14 protein-coding genes are annotated in these 20,946 nt (G+C 38.4%); 13 read left to right on the top strand and 1 reads right to left on the bottom strand.

Annotated features, from left to right (window positions below; translation table 11 throughout):
• Positions 1-72 precede the first annotated feature (72 nt).
• Positions 73-726, bottom strand: a complete 654-nt coding sequence (locus ACPW7N_RS05670; RefSeq protein ID WP_425650059.1) for a YigZ family protein — start codon at positions 724-726, stop codon at positions 73-75.
• Between the two features lie 227 nt (positions 727-953).
• Between ACPW7N_RS05670 and ACPW7N_RS05665 the strand changes: the two genes are divergently transcribed.
• The 13 genes from ACPW7N_RS05665 (at position 954) to ACPW7N_RS05605 (ending at position 20,941) form a co-directional block, all read left to right on the top strand.
• Positions 954-2,108, top strand: a complete 1,155-nt coding sequence (locus ACPW7N_RS05665; RefSeq protein ID WP_425650058.1) for a TolC family protein — start codon at positions 954-956, stop codon at positions 2,106-2,108.
• 454 nt (positions 2,109-2,562) lie between these two features.
• Positions 2,563-5,775 carry an S-layer homology domain-containing protein gene (locus ACPW7N_RS05660; RefSeq protein WP_425650057.1) on the top strand — a complete coding sequence of 1,071 codons (3,213 nt, stop codon included), beginning with the start codon at positions 2,563-2,565 and terminating at the stop codon, positions 5,773-5,775.
• 244 nt (positions 5,776-6,019) lie between these two features.
• A complete protein-coding gene (locus ACPW7N_RS05655; protein ID WP_425650056.1) occupies positions 6,020-8,902 on the top strand; it encodes a hypothetical protein in 2,883 nt (960 codons plus the stop codon).
• A gap of 235 nt (positions 8,903-9,137) precedes the next feature.
• Complete coding sequence (locus ACPW7N_RS05650; RefSeq protein WP_425650055.1) at positions 9,138-9,815, top strand: tetratricopeptide repeat protein; 678 nt, start codon at positions 9,138-9,140, stop codon at positions 9,813-9,815.
• Between the two features lie 201 nt (positions 9,816-10,016).
• Positions 10,017-10,847: a GumC domain-containing protein gene (locus ACPW7N_RS05645; RefSeq protein ID WP_425650054.1), complete on the top strand. Its 831-nt coding sequence runs from the start codon at positions 10,017-10,019 to the stop codon at positions 10,845-10,847.
• Positions 10,848-10,892: 45 nt separating this feature from the next.
• A complete protein-coding gene (locus ACPW7N_RS05640; protein ID WP_425650053.1) occupies positions 10,893-12,221 on the top strand; it encodes a nucleotide sugar dehydrogenase in 1,329 nt (442 codons plus the stop codon).
• Between the two features lie 44 nt (positions 12,222-12,265).
• Entirely contained in the window at positions 12,266-13,552 is a 1,287-nt protein-coding gene (locus ACPW7N_RS05635) for an oligosaccharide flippase family protein (RefSeq protein WP_425650052.1), read from the top strand.
• Between the two features lie 38 nt (positions 13,553-13,590).
• Complete coding sequence (locus ACPW7N_RS05630; RefSeq protein ID WP_425650051.1) at positions 13,591-14,874, top strand: hypothetical protein; 1,284 nt, start codon at positions 13,591-13,593, stop codon at positions 14,872-14,874.
• On the top strand, positions 14,875-15,981 hold the full coding sequence (locus ACPW7N_RS05625) for a glycosyltransferase family 4 protein (RefSeq protein WP_425650050.1): 1,107 nt from the start codon (positions 14,875-14,877) through the stop codon (positions 15,979-15,981).
• A 4-nt stretch (positions 15,982-15,985) separates the two neighbouring features.
• On the top strand, positions 15,986-17,863 hold the full coding sequence (gene asnB / locus ACPW7N_RS05620; protein WP_425650049.1) for an asparagine synthase (glutamine-hydrolyzing): 1,878 nt from the start codon (positions 15,986-15,988) through the stop codon (positions 17,861-17,863).
• Positions 17,864-17,886: 23 nt separating this feature from the next.
• Complete coding sequence (gene wecB / locus ACPW7N_RS05615; protein WP_425650048.1) at positions 17,887-18,966, top strand: non-hydrolyzing UDP-N-acetylglucosamine 2-epimerase; 1,080 nt, start codon at positions 17,887-17,889, stop codon at positions 18,964-18,966.
• 36 nt (positions 18,967-19,002) lie between these two features.
• Entirely contained in the window at positions 19,003-20,235 is a 1,233-nt protein-coding gene (locus tag ACPW7N_RS05610; protein WP_425650047.1) for a glycosyltransferase family 4 protein, read from the top strand.
• 10 nt (positions 20,236-20,245) lie between these two features.
• The gene (locus tag ACPW7N_RS05605) at positions 20,246-20,941 is read left to right on the top strand and encodes a class I SAM-dependent methyltransferase (RefSeq protein ID WP_425650046.1); all 696 of its coding nucleotides are present in this window, start codon (positions 20,246-20,248) and stop codon (positions 20,939-20,941) included.
• Positions 20,942-20,946 lie beyond the last annotated feature (5 nt).

Below are 20,946 nucleotides of genomic sequence, written 5' to 3'. Positions count from 1 at the left end.
GAAGCCTTCCCCGAGTACCACACTCGCCGGGAAGGCTTCTTCCTTTTCCATGACTGTATTCAATTACTTCTCCTATTCGTCATCCCCAACTGCATTAATTGGCAGCTCGACATACTTTTTCTCTCCAAGGACGATCTCCGCCTGTCCGTTCGTCAGATCCGTGAATCTCTCCACGAAAGCATCCTCTTCCCCGTTAGGAATCTGGACCGTAACAGCAACCTTATCCGTATAAACCGTATCGGCTACACGGTGTTGCCCAAGTCGCAATTCATTTTCGACTTTGCCCCACCAATGGTAATCCACCGCTACGGTAATGTCTTGATGCAAGACATGAGCGACGATCCCGGCAGCTTTCAACCCAACGACGGTTCCCTGTGTATACGCTCGAACCAAGCCGCCAGCGCCCAGCTTGATACCACCGAAATAGCGGGTAACGACGATAACCGTATCTTTGACCCCGTTCTTTTTGATGCATTCGAGGATCGGCTTCCCTGCCGTTCCACTTGGTTCACCGTCATCAGAAGATCGTTGGATTTGATCATTCTCCCCGATGACGAAAGCAGAACAATTATGAGTAGCATCCCAGTGTTTCTTCTTTATAGTATTAATGAAAGAAACAGCTTCTTCTTCTGTTGTTGCCCTTGTGCAATATCCGATAAAGCGGGAGCGTTCAATAATAATTTCGTCTTCCCCGTAACCAGCAACTGTTTTGTATTGTGCAAGCATCCGATCATCACCTCAAATAGAAGCATAGCCACTTTTATGACAAGATGCAACCGAACTGAAATTCAACACGTCTAATGAACGTAATACTCTTGTAGGTATGTTTTCGGCGGTCTGTACAGATGTATAGAAAAGGACCGCATTGGAAGCTTTTCGTCAGCTATGTTATAGTGATTAGTGGCAATAACGCTACTTTTTAACAAGATTCTTATTTTAAAGGAGTGAACAGTATGAATTTTCCGTATTCTCGCAAAACATTACTTGCGCTGACTCTTGCTACATCAATAGTAGCTTCTTCTACAGCGGTAATGGCGCAAACACCAGCTACAACCCCTGCAACTCCAGTTACACCAGCAGCTACTGCGCCAGCTACAGCTCCAGCACAAGAGCTAACGATTGCAAAAGCAGTTGAGCAGGCTCTTCAGACCAATAGCCAACTTCGCTCGCTCAAAATTGACGTGAGCTCTGCTGACCTTAATTCACGTTTGGTTAGCTCAAAGGTAAAAGACATCCCTTCTGACTTTATCGATAACCTCGAAACAGCAAACGCGAAGTACGTCAATACCGCCAAAGCGGAATCGGCTAAGAAAGTGAATAAGCTGTTTCTCAAATCTACCGAATCCAAAATCAAACTGGGTGCGCAAAAAGCATATTACGATCTGCTCCATGCAGAATCTGAGTTAACACTGAAGAAACAAAGCTACAAACGTGCTGAAACACAATTGAAAGTGGCTAAAGCAGCATTTGATGTAGGCACAAGAGCCAAAACTGACGTATTGCAAGCAGAGGCAGGCCTGGCTCGTGCACAAGCAGCACTTGCAGTATCACAATCTGATGTAGAAGTCTATCGAATGAAACTGAATGAGTTCCTGGGTGTGGACATCGATAGCAAGTGGACTCTTGCAGATGATGACCTTCAAGTAAAAGCAAATGTTCTTACATTAGATGAAGCTCGCCAATTGGCTGTGAAACAACGTCCGGAAATTTTTCAAAGTGAAGAAGAAATAAAAGTGGCAGAATTGAATATTGAGATGATTAAAAAGTATTCTTCCGTCATAACATATCAAGGTGAGATGACTCTCAATAGTGTAGAGAAAGCAAAAATCAATTTAGAAGACCAGAAACGTTCCGTTGAGATCGAAGTAGCAGAAGCATACTTCAACCTGCAAGCAGCAAAAACGGCAATTGATGCTTACAAAAAAGCAAATGATGCAGCAACCGAAAACTATCGATTGACTAACCTTCGCTTTGAGAATGGCTTGGCAACTGCTTTGGAAGTAATTACGGCCGAAGAAGAGCTCTCTGGTCAGGAAAAACAGTACCAGCAAGCTTTGCACAACTACAACTTGGCAGCCATTAATTTTGACACAGCGCTGGGCAACTAATAATGGCTCAACTGGTAAAAGGTTGCGAATGACTAATCTGTGACGGCAACCTATAATACAAATTGTGAGCGCACATCACGAGAATCTAGCAACTAGCAATTTCGACAAAATGCGACTAGGCATAAAGCATCGGAATTGGAAAAAGGTTGCGAATGACTTATTTGTGACAACGCCCTATAATACGAATTATGAGACGCAACAAACCGCTACACAAAAGCGGTTGCGGCTCACGAAAAAGTTTTTTAAGTTTTTTTTCGAGGCACCGCAACTTTTGACGGATTGAAGCGTTTAATAGAATGTCACAACAAATACGGGGAATGGTGTAAAAAGTCATTCACGAAGTCTACTAACTATGGTACACTAGTGATTGTGCATTTTACACATTTACAAAAATCGTAGAGAAATTGCTCAGAACATGTAGAACCGTGAGCCTGCGAAGGGAGGTGAAACGCGCTTGCAGGATTCGGGCTTTAAAAAGAAAGATACATCTAAAAATAATTTTCCCCAAGATCAATTAAGTTATACTAGAGGAGGAGAACCTAAGATTATGAAAAAGGTTGTTAACAGCGTATTAGCAAGTGCACTTGCATTGACAGTAGCTCCTATGGTAGTAGGTGCAGAAGAAGCAGCAACAACAACAGCTCCACAAATCGATCCAGCTCTTGATAAAGTAGTAAAACGCCTTGCTGCTCTTGGTTTGGTAGAAGGTATGGGTAATGGTGACTACGCGGTAGATAAAAACGTAACTCGCGCACAATTCGCTACATTGGTAGTACGTGCTCGTGGTCTCGCTTCTGGCGTAGCACTCGCTCAAAACGAACAACGTTTTGCAGATGTTAAATCTGCTGACTGGTTCTCTGGTTGGGTTAACGTAGCTGCTGGTCAAGAATTGATCAAAGGTTACCCTAACAACACTTTCGGTGCTAACAACAACGTAACATATGCTGAAGCAGTAGCTATGATCGTTCGTGCACTTGGTTATGATGTAACAGTTAAAGGTGTATGGCCTAACAACTACATCGCAAAAGCTGCTGAGCTTGGAATTTCCAAAGGTGTTAAAATCGATCCTAACAAACCAGCTACTCGTGGCGACATCTTCATGATGCTCGACAACTCCTTGAACATCGATTTGATGAAACAAGATGAGTATGGTAGCGGTGACGTTGGATACCACAAAGCTGATGGCGAAAACCTCTTGACTGAATACTTGAACGTTGAAGTAGTAGACATGGATTGGTTGAACGACGACAGCGACAACGAGCTTCCTTTCGTTTCTAACGTACCAGTAACTGGTCTTGGAACTTTGAAAGCTAACGAAGTTACTTTCCTTGGCGGTAAAGAAACTAAAGGTATCAAAGGCACTTACAAAGTTGCTGACGGTATCAACGCTAACGAATTCGGTGGCCAACACGTACAAGTGTGGGTTAAAGACGATCGTGAAGATGTTGTAGTTTGGATGGAAAATTCCGAAGATGAAGAAGTTATCAACGATACACTCGATACTTTCTACTACAACAACAAAGTAATCAAACTTGACAAAGAATTGGATGGAATGAACACTCTTTCCAACTTCGAAGTGAAGCTTGGTAACGAAAAAACTTATGGTTTTGCTAAAGACTTCAAAATCACTTACAACTACAAGCGTTATGCAGATCAATGGGATAAAGCTTTCAAAGCTATCGGTATCTCTGATGAGTCTATCGACGCTTACAAAGTAAAAATCGTTCTTAACGATGACGGCGATATCGCTTACATGTCAGTAGTTGACGACCGTTCTGCTGACAATGGTAAAGCTGCAGACCTGAAATACGGTTCTGAAGTTATCAAGTCTATCAACCTTGACAAACAAAAAATCGAAGTTCTTCATGGTGATGATGTAGATCTTAAAGGTGACGAAGAAGGCAAAGACTTCATCGTATTCCGTAACGGTTTGCCAGCTAAATTGGCTGACTTGAAAGAGATGGACGTATTCTCCATGTACTATGCAGATGGCGACAAAGATCACAAAATCATCGTTGCTAATGCTACAGTAGTAGAAGGTAAAGTAGATGACGTTATCTACCGTAAAAACAATGGTGTAGGTAACTACTTCTTGAAGATCGGTGACAAAAACTACCGTCTTCGTGCAACTACTTTCTCCGATGACAAGAACAAAACAATCGAAAAATGGGGCAATGAAGAAACAGATAAATTCGAAGACCTCGATGGCCTCAATGTTAAGATCTACCTTGATACAACTGGACGCGTTCGCCACATCGAAACAACTTCTACAATCAAAGAACGCCGTGTAACTGCTGTTCTTGCTAAAGACATCTTCTATGATGAAGGTAAAGATCAATACAGCGTATCTGTATTCAACGAAAAAGATTCCAAAGCTACTCTTGAAGTGAAAGATGCTGAAGATTTCGCTGGTGAATTCCAAGGTAAAGACCTTGAAGACAACCATGATGCAATCATTGCAGCATTCAAAGTTGCTAAAGGTAAGCCAGTAGTAGTTGAGTACGAACTTGATGCAGATGGCGATGTTAAAGAAGTTGAACTCGTTGATTCTTCTGACCTCGTGAAAATCTCTGCTGCTAACTGGGATAAAGCAGCTGATGAAGACGATAACGTTATCGAAATCGACGGCGATTCCTATGATGTAGCTGAAGATGCAGTTGTATTCGATATGACTGGTGCAGTTGAGAAAGCTGGAAACCGTAACGAGTACAAAGATCTTGATGTTGCGAAATTCAAAGACATCGCAGAAGACGATTATGAAGTACTTGTTCACACCAAAAACGGTGAAGTTGATTACATGTATGTAATCAGCGGTGACAAGTCTATCGCTTCTCAAGGTGAGTTCGGTGTGGTTGACACATTCTCTACTCGTGGTGGAGATGACTATGTGAACGTAGTAACCAAAGATGGTTCTGTGAAGAACTTCAAACTCGATGGTACTGTAGGAACTAAGTTCGGTCGTTTCGATACAATCCGTTACGAAGTGAACTCCGACAACGAAATCATCGTAAAAGACACAGTTCGTGTTGTTAACTCTAAAGAAGATACAACTGAAGAAGTTGAAATCAACAAAGCTCTTAACAACTCCGATGATATCGATAGCATCACTACAGCTCTTGTAGACGATGTTGATGGTCGTGACATCACAATGAAAACTAAAGATGGTAAAGGTGAGCTTCACTACTTTACTACAAGCAGCACTGTATACTTCAACCAACCAGACCTCGGAACTAACTCCGGCGTATCTGAAGGTGACTATGTAGTTCTTATCGACACTGATGATGACGGTAAAGCAATCGACTACGTTGTTTACATCACTGATGAAGACACTGTAGAAGATTGGAACTACGACATGACTAACTTCTTGAGCCAAAACGATAAATGGGGCCAAGGTGGCGGGGAAAACCCAGACGATCTTGAGCTTTCCGGCTTGGCTGCAGAAGAAAAAGTAGTATTCGCTGCACTTTCCCGTTACACAATCACTGGTACAGTAAGCAACGAAGAAGCTGAAATCACAGTTGATGGTGAAGATGTAGATAACCTCACAGTAACTATGGACGGCGATACTTTCAAAGCTGTATTTACTGGTAAACCTGGTCAAGAAACTTTCGAAGTAACTGCAACTGCTGGTGAAGATACAGTTACTGAAGAAGTTACAGTAAAATAAGTAGCACTCCTCGCTTCTAGCTAGTAAGATTGATCTGGGATCTCGATATAGTGGTAATCAGAGGGCGTTTGTCCTCTGATTGCCTACATAAAAAAGGTACCCATCAATCCCGTTTTGATGTAAGTTTTAAGAATAACAAGAGATTTTCTTTAATTACAACTGTGTGAATAAAGACTCTCTTTCCACAATGTAGAGATAATCTCTGCAGACAAAGATTCCTATCATTTAGTTGGAGGGGTAGTACGTGAAAAATAAGAAAGTAGTTCTTTCAGTTTTATCCGCAGCTGTTGTTTCTAGCATGGCTACTTCCGCTTTTGCTGCACCATCTGCTGGTGTATACCTTGGCGGAGATGTTGACAAATATTACAAAATGGAAAACTTCATCAATGATGCTTTCATCGATGCTTTCGCTGCTCAACTTGAAAACGTAGAGCCATCTGAATTGGTATACGTTACTGAAGAAGGTACTGCGATCACATTGCAAGGCATCATCGAAAATGATGACTGGGAAGCAGCTCTTGAAGAAATCAATGACGACAACGTTGCTGACTTCTTCGGTGAAGATGTATCTGATGAGTTCACAGTAGTTGGCGAAGACGGCGAAGACACTGATGAAACTGTAACTCCAGGAACTGGTGAAGTTGATGGGCCAGTAGTTGGCGACGTAGCAGAAGAAGTTGAAGGTAAAGTAGTAACTATCTCTGGTACTGTTGAAAACGCTGATGATGTTCGTGTAACTCTCATCGACAAAGATGGCAAAACTTATGAGCACACAGCTTCTGAAGGTCAAGTTGATTTGGATGAAGAAGGCGCATTCACATTCACATCTGGTGATTTGGCTGAAGGCGATTGGAAATACGAAGTAGTAGCTATCAGCGGTGAGGATGAGTCCGAAGCAACTGAAGGCGACTTCAAAATTGAAGCACCTGCTGCATTGACTGTTGAAAGCGTAGATGCGATCAACCTTATCCAAGCTGATGTTAAATTCAACAACGCTTTGGATGCAACTACAGCTGCAGATACAAACAACTACACAATTACAGGTGGTCTTACTGTTCAAGATGCTACATTGTTAGAAGACCAAAAAACAGTTCGCTTGACTTTCAATGCTGCTGCAACTCAATCAGCGAAACTTGATGTAACTGTTAAAGATGTTAAAGATGCAAAAGGTACTGAAGTTGCTGATACTACGAAGTCAGTAACATTCACAGACGCTACAGTTCCAACTGTAGTTAAAGCACAACAAGTTGGTCCTTCTGTAGTTCGTGTATTCTTGAGCGAACCAGTTAAAGACGCTAACGGCTTGTTAGTAGCAGACAACTTCTCAGTTGATAATGGTAACTACGTAGTAACAAACGCAGTTGCTAACACTGTTGGCGGATATGTTGATGTAACAGTTGGTGTTCCTTTCTCTGTAGGTTCCCACACTGTAACAGTTAACCCAACTGTAGCTTCTGACCTTTCTGACTACGCTGGTTATGAAGTGTTAAAAGCTGACGCTACTTTCAATGCAGCAACTGACGCAACTGTACCAACAGTAGCTGTTAAAACTGCAACTGAGACTTCTGTAACTTTGAAATTCAGCGAGCCAGTAACTGGTGTTAATGGAGCTAACGTATACTTCCGTCACTCTTATAACAGCTCTACTTACCAACACCTTGGTAACGATCCTTTATTTGCGACTCCAAACGCTGATAACACTGAATGGACATTAGATTTCTCTGATAAGCCATTCCCAGCTGGAAATGTACCACTTTACATTGGTTACACAAGTGATTTGGGAGCGAAAATCGTAGATTCTTCTAACAATGCTCTTGCTCCTGTTCAATTAACTATGGCTGTAACTCAAGATACAGCTAAACCGGTTGTTTCTTCCTTGACTGTAGTAAATAACACTACATTGAAAGTGGTATACAGTGAAGCTGTTACAACCGCTACTGCAAATGCACAAGCTAACTACGCACTTACTAAAGGTGCAGTAACTGTTAACCCAGCAACTGCAATCTTGGGTGCTGATAACAAAACAGTAGATTTGACATTTGCTGCCCCATTGAGTGGCAACTATACTCTCCAAGTGAAAAATATCAAAGACCGTTCCGTAACTGGAAACGTTCTTGATACTGCTTCATTGGCAGTAGCAGTAGGTGATACAATTCGCCCAACAGCTAATGCAACTGCAATCTTCAGCGATAACACTAAGAAGATTAAAGTTACATTTGACGAAGAAATGGCTACTTCCGGAGACGGTTCAATCACTAACAAAGCAAACTACCAAGTTAATACAAATGGTCTAGGATTACGTGCTCTTGGAGCTTCTGATACAATCACAGTATCTGAAGACAAAAAATCTGCGATCATCACACTTTCAACTACTGATACTATTGATAACACTGACACAGTTGTTATCGGTCCAGTTAAAGATACAACTGGTAACGTTTTGACTGGCTTCACAAAAACTTATACTGGTATGGATCTTGTAGCTGAAGCAGCTCCAACATTAGCTTCTGCACAATTGACTTCTGCTAACCAAATCAAATTGACTTTCAACGAAGTTCTATCTTCTGCATCTGCTCAAGGTATCTACGTAGTTGATGGTACAGCAGCTGATCTTTTGGCACCTCTTGCTGGTGTAACTGTTGAGTCTGTTGGTAAAGATGCTATTACTGGCAACTCTGTAGTAACACTTCGTTTGAGCGCTAACCTTAGCCCAGATGCGTTGAGTGCTGGAAATGACATTGAAGTTCACTTCAACAACGCTACAGGAATCAAAGCTGAGTTCGGTACTGGAATTGCGAACACAGTTGTTTCTCCTGCTGCTGACGGAACTGTAGTTGCTGACAAAGTAGCTCCATCCGTAGCTGGTGTGGTTGTGGACAATGCAACACAAATCACTGTAACATTCAGTGAAGATCTTGATCCAAACACATTTGCATCTGGTGCAACTTCCTTGAACGGATTCTCCTTGACTGGTGCTACAACTGTAACTCGCGCAGTTTACAGTGGTGCTAGAGTTGTAACAATCACTGGTACTGGTTTTGCAGCTGGAGTAACAAAAGTTAACTACAGCAACACTGCTGGTATTACAGATGCTAATGGTAATAAATTGGAATCTTTCTCTAACAGATAAGATTGTAGAGTTAGCTAATTTATTCTAGCGAATGATTTAAATAGACCTTTGACTTTTACAGTCAAAGGTCTATTTTTATTTTGAAGTGGTATATTATTATCCATCAAAAACTCAACACCTAAACGGAAATTAAAAATAAAAAATTGCTTTTATTTGCCTCATTAATCAAGAAGTATGTTAGAATAGTAATGTTTTCATATGCTGAATTTTTTGTTGAAAGACTTGGGGGAAGAATATGTTTAATAATTATGTAGGTATTTTAATTGCTGCTACTATATTATTATTTACAATAGGATGTTCGGGAGAAAAAAATCCGGATACTACTTCTGTCCAAACAGATGTTAAAGTGAACGAAACAAGTGAAGTTGTTAACAATGCTACGACTTTAATTAATCAGGGAAATCTTGGTGATGCTCAAAAGCTATTAGAAGATGCCTTAGTAAAAGAGCCGGAAAATGGTGCTTATCACTACTACATAGGAAATATTTATAGGAAGCAGGAAAACTTAGATAAGGCACTGGAATATTACTTGACAGCTTCTAAAAAAGACAGCAGTTTAAAAGAAGCATATAACAATGCAGCCGCAATACTATTAGTTCAGCAAAATATAAGTAAGGCAGAAGAAGTAATTAATGAAGGTTTATCAAAACACGCTGAATATCAAGAACTTATTATGAAAAAGGGTATGGTTCTTTATATTCAACAAAAATATCAAGATTGTATAACAACACTCGAAGGTATGGCTAGTGATGTAGTATACTTTGATGCTAGTCGATTCGTTGGCTTAAGTTATCTTCAATTGAATAAAAAGGCAGAAGCAGCAAAATATCTTAAAATATATTTAGAGACAGCACCTGATGGTTTAAATGTTAAAGAAGAGATAAGGCAGATTTATCAAGGAATATCTAAATAGACATTGTAAAATACTAATGTACTTTGTAAAATTTTTTTGATTTATTTTGCCGGGTAGACCGGTTTTTTTTTTGCAAACATTGGTGTAGTTCTGGTGTTAGACTAGTAGATAAGACAAGAGTTTACAATAAAAAGTCAAATAATCAATTTATATTCTATGTTACAATTGTTTATGATTTGTTAATGGAAGAGAGAGGATAAAATGAGAGCAGAAAATAGAGATACATTCGATTATATAAAGCTAGACGAGCTTATTAGATACATGCTTTCAAAAGAAAACCGGAAAGTACTTATTGTTGTCCCAATTGTTCTAGCATTGGTAACGCTGTTAATTACATATCTTTTGCCGAATACCTACGTTTCAAAAACAAAATTCAGTTTAGTAAAATCTGATATTCAACAATTAAATAACCCAACCATTGTAAAAGAGATGTTAATAAGTGAAGATACTTTACAACCATTAATGGCAAAATACTCATTAGATTTCGCTAATATTGAAGAGTTTCAGAAAGCTGTAACATTAAAAAGCGATACAATAATGGAATTGTCAGTTAAGTATAAAGATCCTTCAATTGCACATCAAATAACAGAATCTTTATTGTCAGTATATCTTGAAAAGGCAAATTCATCTTTTAAAGAGAAGCAAACGTTAATTCAGCAACTATTGGTTACGTATCAAACTCAGTATGATCAAACGTTAGCAAATATTAATCGAAACAAGGAAACATTAAAGCAGATTGAATCAAACACGGCTATTAATAGTGTAGAAAGAGAAATGATGCGAGTACGAATTCTTGATTATCTCGTGAAAGATGAAAATATGGTCCGAGCTTTAGCTACAACGATAAAGGATGTTCAATTGCAATTACAATCTTTGGAAGATGCTTATATCATTGACAAACCAAGTGTTCCAGAGAGAGCTTTGTCGAAACATATCGGATTAAACACGGTTGTGTCATACTTTTTAACGCTGATACTCCTGCTGGCTTATCTATTTATAAAACGTTATTTCTTAAAATACATTGCTAAATAAACTAGGATTATAATTGCCCATACCTGACATATTTAGGGGAGAATAATGATGAAATCAACTTTGAATCGTTCGAATCTATTAATAGATAAAATTAAAAACAGAACTGCCAGACTCGGTGTAATTGGACTTGGCTATGTTGGTTTACCTTTAGCTGTAGAAAAGGCGAAGGCTGGATTTGAAGTCATTGGTTTTGATGTTCAACAAAATCGTGTAGATATGGTAAACCAAGGAATTAATTACATTGGCGATGTAGTTGATTCTGAACTGAAGGAATTAATTGGAAATGGCAGGATTCAGGCAACGACTGATTATAGCTACTTAAACGATGTTGATGTTGTGGCAATATGTGTTCCTACCCCTCTAGATCTTTATCAGCAGCCAGACATCAGTTATGTAGAAGCATCTTCGGAAGAAATAGCAAGACATATTCGACCAGGGATATTAGTTGTATTAGAAAGTACAACTTATCCAGGTACTACTGAGGAAGTTGTAAAGCCCATATTAGAACAATCGGGGTTAAAGTGTGGAGTGGACTTTTTCCTTGCATATTCGCCTGAACGTGTTGATCCAGGCAATAAGTATTACAATACAAAAAACACTCCTAAAGTTGTTGGAGGAGTAACTCATGATTGTGCAGAAGTAGCTGCTACACTTTATGAAGAAGTACTCGAAGGAAGTATTCATCGCGTTTCTAGTCCGGCTGTTGCGGAAATGGAAAAGATCCTCGAAAATACCTTCCGTAATATTAATATTGCTTTGGCAAATGAAATGGCACTTTTATGTAACCGCATGGGAATAAATGTGTGGGAAGTTATTGACGCTGCTAAGACAAAGCCGTATGGATTTATGGCATTTTATCCTGGTCCCGGATTGGGGGGGCATTGTATCCCTATTGATCCATGGTATTTAACATGGAAAGCACGTGAGTATAACTATCATACAAGACTAATTGAGGTTGCCGGAGAAATTAACAACAGTATGCCAGAATTTGTTGTTGAGCGAATTGCAAATATATTGAATGAGGAAGGCAAACCAATTAAGGGATCTGAAATCTATTTACTGGGGGTAGCCTACAAGAAAGATATTGATGATTATCGTGAGTCTCCTGTATTGCAAATCATTGAGCTGCTTGAACGAAAAGGTGCAGTGGTAGTGTATAGTGACCCGATGGTTAATTCGTTTAAATATAGAGATCGCCAGTATGAATCCGTTGATTTTTCAGAAGAACAACTTGAAAATGCAGATCTGGTAGTAATTACAACTGATCATTCCAGCTTTGATTATAACTTAATTGGGCAAAAGGCAAAGGTGCTCTTTGATACTAGAAATGCAATGAAGGGTAAAACCTGCAAAGGAATTTATCACTTGCTATAAATGCATGAGTAGGGATATTCCAAAACAAATGAGGGATGCAACAAGTGTTGGCGTTATTAAAAAACAGGTTAGCAAAAGGGCATTTCGTCCGAAATGTCCTCACACTTATGACCGGGACTACCATAGCCCAGGCTATCCCCATTGGAATATCCCCGCTGCTTACAAGAATTTATACCCCAGATGACTTTGGGGTATTTGCGTTATATTCTTCGATAACTTCATTACTTGTCGTAATCTCAACGGCACGATATGAACTAGCTATTATGCTTCCAGAAGAGGAAGACGATGCCGTAAACTTGGTTGGTTTGTCAATCATAATAGCTGGTCTTTATAGTTTAGTTTTAGTTTTGCTGATTTGGGTATTCTTTGATTTGTTATCTTTATTGATCGGTGAAACCATTTCAAGTTGGCTATATTTTGTTCCAATTTCAGTGTTTCTTACTGGAACATATCAGACGATTACTTATTGGTTAAATCGTAAAAAGAATTATTCCATGTTAGCCAAAAATAAGGTAAATCAAACTGCAACGACTGCAATTTCGAACGTTGGCTTAGGATACATGAATATTAAACCGGGTGGATTAATTTTCGGTACGGTTCTGGGCCAGTTTGTAGCAATTCTCTCTATCATCATAAGATTGTGGAGTGAAGATCGCAAAAAGTTAGTAAAAATTACGAGAGAAAAAATAAAGTATAATGCACTTCGTTATATTGATTTCCCCAAAAAAAGCTCGATTGGAATAATGTTTAATACAACTGCCAGCCAATTGCCATTATTATTGATTAGTTTGTTCTATGGATCCGCTATTCTTGGCTGGTATTCACTTACGGTACGGGTGCTAAGTTCGCCAATGTCTATAATCGGAACATCTGTTTCTCAAGTATTTTATGAAAAAGCACTTATCGCAGAAAAGGAAAAAAAACTGCTGGAATTAGTAAAGAAGACGACAAAAATACTGACTGTTATAATAAGTATACCTTTGACAATCCTATTTATTTTTGCAGAGGATTTGTTTGTATTGGTTTTTGGAGAAAGTTGGCTGGAGGCAGGGGTAATTGTAAAAATAATGATCCCTTTCTTTATCGTACGGTTCATTTTCTCATGTCAAAGTACATTACTTATGGTAAAGCGGAGAATGGATTATGAAGTGAAATTTAATGCAGTATTTATGGTGTCACAGGTGTTATCCCTTGTTTTGGGTTTATTTCTTTTTCAGGAATATATATATGCATTTTCGCTAATGGCTTGCAGTGGTTTTGTTATTTATTTGGTTAATATCATCATGCTATTTAGAATTGCTGGTATATCGGTAGAAACAGCGAATCCATAATATTTACACAGAAAATCAACTATTGAAAGGAGCGAGCTATGAATACCGCTGTAATGAGAATGAAACTACTCTTGATGCTCGCTATTTCATTTTATTACGTGACACTTCAATTGACATACATACTAATTATCTCACCAACTTACGCATATCTTGGCTTTGTAAATAATCATCCAAGTATAGGATGGATTTTAATTTCTTTTATACTTGTAGTAATCCCCGGGCTGTGGATGCCGATACGATTGACAAGGCCTTCTCAAATAGTCTATTGGTTTCTTTTTGTGATCGTCTACGTTCCTTCGGCAATCATACCTTATTATATTGCTGAAACAGAAATGATTAACTTCCTGTTTATACAATTAATATTATTTCTTTCAATTTTATTGTTATCTCTTATCTACCAATTACCAGTTTTAAAAGTACCTCGAATACTGATAGGTAAAAAACAATATTGGACTCTCATATATACTGTAGCAGCAATATTTATGGGATATATAATTTCCATTTTTGGTTTAAAACTCAATATCGTTTCATTAGAACAAGTGTACACAATTCGTTCGGCATATAAAGAGGCTTTAGCTGCTTCAGGTGGTGGACTCATTGCGTATGTTATCATCTGGCAGGGCAACGTCATTAATCCACTTTTAATCATTAGTGGTTTATTTGAGAAAAAAATTACTCCGTTTTTGATTGGTGTATTTGCTCAATTGTTAATTTACTCAATAACAGGGTTTAAAAGTATATTATTTTCGACTGTATTAATTGTAGCCTTCATAATTGTATTGATAAATAGAGGAAAGTATGCCGGTTATTTAATGGTTGGAGGGATAACTTCATTTGTTCTAGTAAGTGGATTTTTTTCACTAATTAGCGTACAAGCGTTGTTATTTATTCAAAGATTGATTATGATGCCGGGTTTATTAACTGGTTATTATATAGAGTATTTTTCAGAGAATGACAAAGCGTACCTAGGTTACAGTATTTTTAAACGGTTCATTTCATATCAATACAATTTGGAACCATCAAATTTAATTGGTAAAGTGTATTTTGGTAACCCAGCAACCTCTGCAAATGCAAACATATGGGCGGATGCATTCGCCAATTTTGGGTTTATTGGTATATTGCTATTTACAATCATACTGGCCATTATTCTTTGGTTATATGATAGCCTTTCTCAAGAGAGAGATTTTTATATAACTAGTCTTTTACTGGCTGTCCCTGCTTTTTCACTATCAAACGCATCTTTGTTAACTTGCTTAATCACACATGGTATCGCTTTGACTCTACTGGTAGTTTACTTCGTTCCTAAAAAAGGTGATTTATAGATGAGAAATGTAAAGGTAACACATCTATCTTCTGTACATACAACTTTCGATATTCGTATTTTCTTAAAAGAATGCAAGTCTTTAGCTAATGCTGGCTTTGAGGTTAACTATGTAGTGGCAGATCAGCAGCATAATGGTCTTCATTCGGGTGTGAATATCATCTCAATTTCAAAAGCAAATGGAAGATTGGAACGAATGACGAAAGTTGTAAAGAAAGTATATGAAGTAGCACTAGAATTAAATTCAGACGTGTACCATTTCCACGATCCTGAACTGATTCCTGTTGGCCTTCTATTAAAGTCAAAAGGGAAAAAGGTAATATATGATGCCCATGAGGATGTTCCGCGCGATATATTAAGTAAAACCTGGATACCTAAGTATGTCCGCTCGATCATTGCAAATACATTTGAAGTGTTGGAAGACTTTGCAGCACGCCGCTTTGACACAATAGTAACCGCAACCCCCTATATTCAGGAGCGGTTTCTCAGAATTGGCGCAAAGTCAGTTAATATAAACAATTATCCGTTTTTGGAGGAGTTTAATCTGCCAACTGTCAATTGGGCAGAAAAAGAAAATATTGTTTGCTATGTAGGTGGGATTAACGAAATAAGAGGCGTTCATGAAATGGTGAGGGCAATTGGGCAGACAAATGCTCAATTGGCCATTGGAGGCTTATTCTCATCAGAGGCTGATTATCAAAAAGCGATTCATTTGGATGGGTGGTCTCAAGTGAAAGAGCTTGGCCAGTTACACCGTAACGAAGTATCCGATTTGTTTAATAAGTCTCGAGCTGGTCTCGTAATATTTCATCCGGAAGAGAATCATATTAACGCTCAGCCCAACAAGATGTTTGAATATATGTCAGCAGGTCTACCAGTTATCGCTTCAAATTTTCCATTATGGCGAGAAATAATTGAAGGAAATCAGTGCGGAATATGTGTTGACCCGTTGAATCCAAGGGAAATTGCCGATGCGATAAACTGGATTATGGAGCATCCTGAGAAATCGAAAGAAATGGGATTAAAGGGTAGAAGAGCGATAGAGAATCGATATAATTGGGAAACAGAACAAAAGAATTTGGTTCAATTGTATAAGGAGTTGGTGTAATAAAATGTGCGGAATTTCGGGTGTTCTTTCCCATAAGAAATACGATTACCAGATAGATGAATATATGAAGAGAGCTGAGCAAATCCAGCAACATCGCGGACCCGATTCAAGAGCCTGGGAAGTTCATGAAAAAAACTGTTGGAGGATTGGATTAGGTCACCAAAGACTATCTATTCTTGACCTGAGTGAAGCAGGGAACCAGCCTATGAGATATAAGGATGGCAGCAGTATTATTTATAATGGAGAAATCTACAACTATAAAGAGATACGTCATGAACTTGAAGCACTTGGTCACTCGTTTTATGGTGATTCAGATACGGAAGTGATCTTGGCAGCTCTTCATCAATGGGGAATTGAACAAGCTCTAGCAAAGTTTAATGGGATGTGGGCATTTGCCTGGTTAGACTTACAAAAAAATCGTCTTGTACTAGCTCGAGATCGCGCTGGAGTAAAGCCATTGTATATTTGCCAACAGGAAGATAATCTATACTTCGCTTCGGAAATGAAGACAATTTTGGGTATGAAGCCCCAAAAAAGTAGGTTGAACCATCAACTAGTAGGCGAATACTTGATTCAGTCACTTTTAGAGGCTTCTAATGAAACGTTTTTCCATGATATTAAGAAAATTCCAGCAGGGCATTATTGTAGTATTGACCTTGGCGAACAGGGTATAAATTTAGCAATTAAAAACTTTTGGACCGTTCCCTCTTCATTTATCGCACCCAGAACAGAAGATGAGCTAATCGAACAAATACGAGTCTTGTTTTTTGATGCAGTTCGTCTACGATTAAGAAGTGATGTACCTGTAGGTGTGCTTCTTTCAGGTGGTGTGGACTCATCTGCTATTGCTACTGCAATGAACCACATTCTTGGTAAAGACGCAGAATTAAATCTGCTCTCTGCAGTAAGTAATAACAGTCAGTTTGATGAAACCCCATTTATTGATACAATGGCTTCTTATCTTAATCGATCAGTTCATAAGGTAGTTTTAGATTTTACACCGGACCAAGCGTTAGATTATTTGGATCAGGTTTGCTGGTTTAATGATGAACCAGTTGGTAGTTTTGCCAATGTGGCACACTATTTGCTGATGAAAAAGGCTAAGGAATTAGGGATTACCGTAATATTAAGCGGGCAGGGTGCAGACGAGCTGTTATGTGGTTATAAAAAATACCTAGGTTTTTACGTCCAAAGCATGTTTAGAAATGGTTCAATAGTAAAAGGAACAAAAGCACTATATTCATTCTGGAAACAGGGAACGATCCTTAATCAGTTTTCTTTCTCTGAGGCTAAGCGATATTTACCGACAAGGTTCAACTCAACTGAGATTGATATAAGAGGAGAAGCACTTTCACAATTTTCTCCCATCTCAGTTGGACTTCCTCAAAATGGGGGAGTCAGAGAAAGACAAATTCTGGACTTGAACCGATTCTCAGTACCTGTTCTCACACATTATGAGGATCGAATGTCTATGGCATGGTCAAGAGAAGTTCGTGTTCCATTTCTTGATTATCGCTTGATAGAGCTACTCATTAATGTGCCTGTTGAGCAAAAACTGCATGATGGGTGGACCAAATATATTTTCCGAAAGGCAATGGAGCCTTATATGCCAAAGGAGATTATCTGGAGAAAAGATAAGCAAGGTTTTGTAAATCCACAAAGTGAATGGCTACGAAATGAACTAAAGGAAAAGGTGTTGGACTGCTTCTCAGAAGATAGTCTGATATTTAAACATAAGCTAGTTAACAGAGAAAAAATGATTAAGAAATATGAACTATATTGCACTGAGTCAGCCGAGAAAGGAACCGTTTGGTTTAGAGATATCTTTAATCCACTAGCATTGGAAATATGGTTAAGAAGATATGAAAAATATATAGGATGATACTAAAATGAGGTGACCTTTCTTTGAAAAAGAAGATTCTTACTGTAATAGGGACACGTCCACAGCTTGTTAAGGTTGCAGCTGTTTCTAGGAAGTTACGGAATGAATTTAATGAAGTATTAGTAGATACCGGGCAGCACTATGATTACAATATGGCTGGTGTTTTTTTTGATGAGTTGGAAATTCCTAAACCAGATTATACATTAGGAATTGGTTCAGGGTCCCATGGATATCAGACTGGATCAATGATCATTCGATTAGAAGAGATTGTATTAAAAGAAGCACCGGATGCGATTTTAGTATACGGTGATACCAACTCTACCTTATCGGGAGCAATTGTAGCTAGTAAATTGCAAATTCCCCTTATTCATATTGAAGCAGGACTTAGAAGCTATAATAAAAAAATGCCTGAAGAAATTAATCGTGTCATGACAGACCATGTCTCTACAATATTGTATGCGCCTACTAAAATTGCCCAAGACAACTTAAAACGAGAAGGTATTGAAGCTAATGTATTTGTAGTTGGAGACGTTATGTACGATGCAGTACAGTACTATTGGGAAAGAGCGGAACAGAAATATCAATTAGGACAGTACGGCATTGAAAGTAAACAGTATCATCTGGTAACTGTTCACAGAGCTGAAAATACCGATGATCCAACAAGACTTGCTGCTTTAGTGAAAGCTTTTAAAGAGTTAGGTGAAGTACTGATTTGGCCATTGCATCCACGTACAAAAAAATCGTTAGCTGTAAACGGATTACTGGATGATGTAATGAATTGCCCCCATATTAAGCTAATTGATCCCGTTTCCTATCTGGAAATGTTGTTATTGGAGAAGAATGCTAGAACAATCATTACCGATTCTGGTGGAGTTCAAAAAGAAGCGTATTTTGCCAAAGTACCATGTTTTACGCTTAGAAATGAAACAGAATGGGTTGAAACAGTGGAGTGTGGGTGGAACCAATTAGTCGATCCAGTAAATCAAAATCTACAATTACTAATAAAACAAGAAAGACAAATTGAAAGCAACGATGGAATATATGGTGATGGGAACGCTGCCCTACATATTGTCGAACACTTAAAAACCTGGTTTATGGAATAAAGAATTATTATTGTTGTGAGAGTAATGAGGTGTTTCATGAATATCTTACTAATTAATCATTACGCAGGTTCAGCCAGACATGGGATGGAGTACCGGCCATATTACTTTGCACGTGATTGGGTTAAAAATGGACATACAGTAACCATTGTAGCTTCTTCTGAATCACACGTAAGAAGTGTAAAGCCTGATGTTATAGGACCGGTAACTGAAGAATGGATTGAAGGGATACGTTATATTTGGCTAAAAACGCCACCTTATGAGGGAAATGGAGTAAAACGAGCAATAAACATGTTTTCATTTGTGATAAGTTTATTTAAGAATATGAAATCCATTTTTAATGGAAATAATCCTGAAGTTGTAATTGCCTCATCAACGTATCCATTAGACATTTATCCAGCCTATTTCTTTTCTAAAAAAACAGGTGCAAAACTAATCTTTGAAGTACATGATTTGTGGCCACTTTCTCCAATCGAACTGGGTGGCATGTCACCTTGGCACCCATTTATTTTTACACTGCAACTCGCTGAAAATTTTGCTTACAAGCATGCGGATAAAGTGGTTTCCCTACTTCCAATGGCAAAGAATCACATGATCGAACATGGGATGAAACCGGAAAAATTCGTCTATATTCCAAATGGTGTGGATATTGATGAATGGAATAATAGTGAAGATATTTTGGGAACGGAACACCATGAATTAATAGCTAAACTAAAAGAGCAAGGAAAATTTATTGTAGGATATGCTGGCGCTCATGGTTTAGCTAATGCTTTGCATTCATTGGTTGAGGCTGCAGAATGTATTAAAAATCTACCAGTAGCATATATATTTATTGGACAAGGTCCAGAGAAAAACAATTTAATAGAAAAGGCTAAAGAACTAGAATTGAATCAAGTTTACTTTTTACCACCGGTACCAAAAAAACTAGTTCCCCGGCTTCTTTCGGAAATGGACACGCTGTATATAGGACTTAAAAGTGAGCCTTTGTTCAGATTTGGGATTAGTCCCAATAAATTAATGGACTATATGATGGCTGCAAAACCAGTCATTCAAGCCATCGACGCAGGCAATGATTTGGTGAGAGAGAGTGGATGTGGAATATCCGTTTCTCCCGAAAACGCTGAGGAAATTGCCAATGCAATTAAAACCTTGCTACAAATGAGTGATGGTGATAGAAAACAGCTTGGAATCAATGGGAAACAGTTTGTTTTAAAGCAACATAATTATCAGATACTTGCAGAAAAATTTATTGAAGAAATTAATAACTTATGAGGAATCGAATATGGACGAATTAGAAAAAATTCGCAATAGATACTCCCGTAGAAAATTGAATCAATCACATTTGCTGTACAATCCGTTGAATCCGTCTGTTTATATGAATGTCCAAGAAAAAGAACAAAAAATTATCAAAATCCTTGGAGAGAATAGTTTTGCAGATACTAACAGTCAAAAAGTTCTGGAGATTGGGTGCGGATCGGGTACAAACTTATTGTTGTTTCTTAAATTAGGTTTTCTCCCTGAAAATTTGGTTGGAAATGAGTTATTAGAGGAGCGTGCTGAATACGCTCGGAAAATCTTACCACCATCAACACAAATTCTTGTTGGAGACGCATCGCAATTAAACCTTCCAGATGAATATTTTGATATTGTCTATCAATCTACAGTATTTACTTCTATTCTTGATTATCAATTCAAAAGACAGTTAGCAGAACGAATGTGGAACCTTACGAAGCCAGGAGGGGGAATATTATGGTACGATTTCATTTACAATAACCCCAAAAATCCTGATGTTAAAGGCATTTCAATTAAAGAAATCAAACAACTGTTCCCTGAAGGGGAAATTGAATTTTGGAGAGTAACTTTAGCACCTTTCATTAGTAGAAAGGTCACAAGAATACATCCGGCACTATACAGCGTATTTAATACTCTGCCTTTTCTCCGGACCCATGTGTTATGTTGGATTAAAAAAACTAAGTAAGCTTA

Origin of the sequence: Brevibacillus nigriterrae, from assembly GCF_049846925.1 — a bacterium.
In the GTDB taxonomy this organism is placed as follows: domain Bacteria; phylum Bacillota; class Bacilli; order Brevibacillales; family Brevibacillaceae; genus Brevibacillus_H.
The sequence above is the reverse complement of the archived record's forward strand: the minus strand, read 5'-3'. Positions and strand labels throughout refer to the sequence as shown.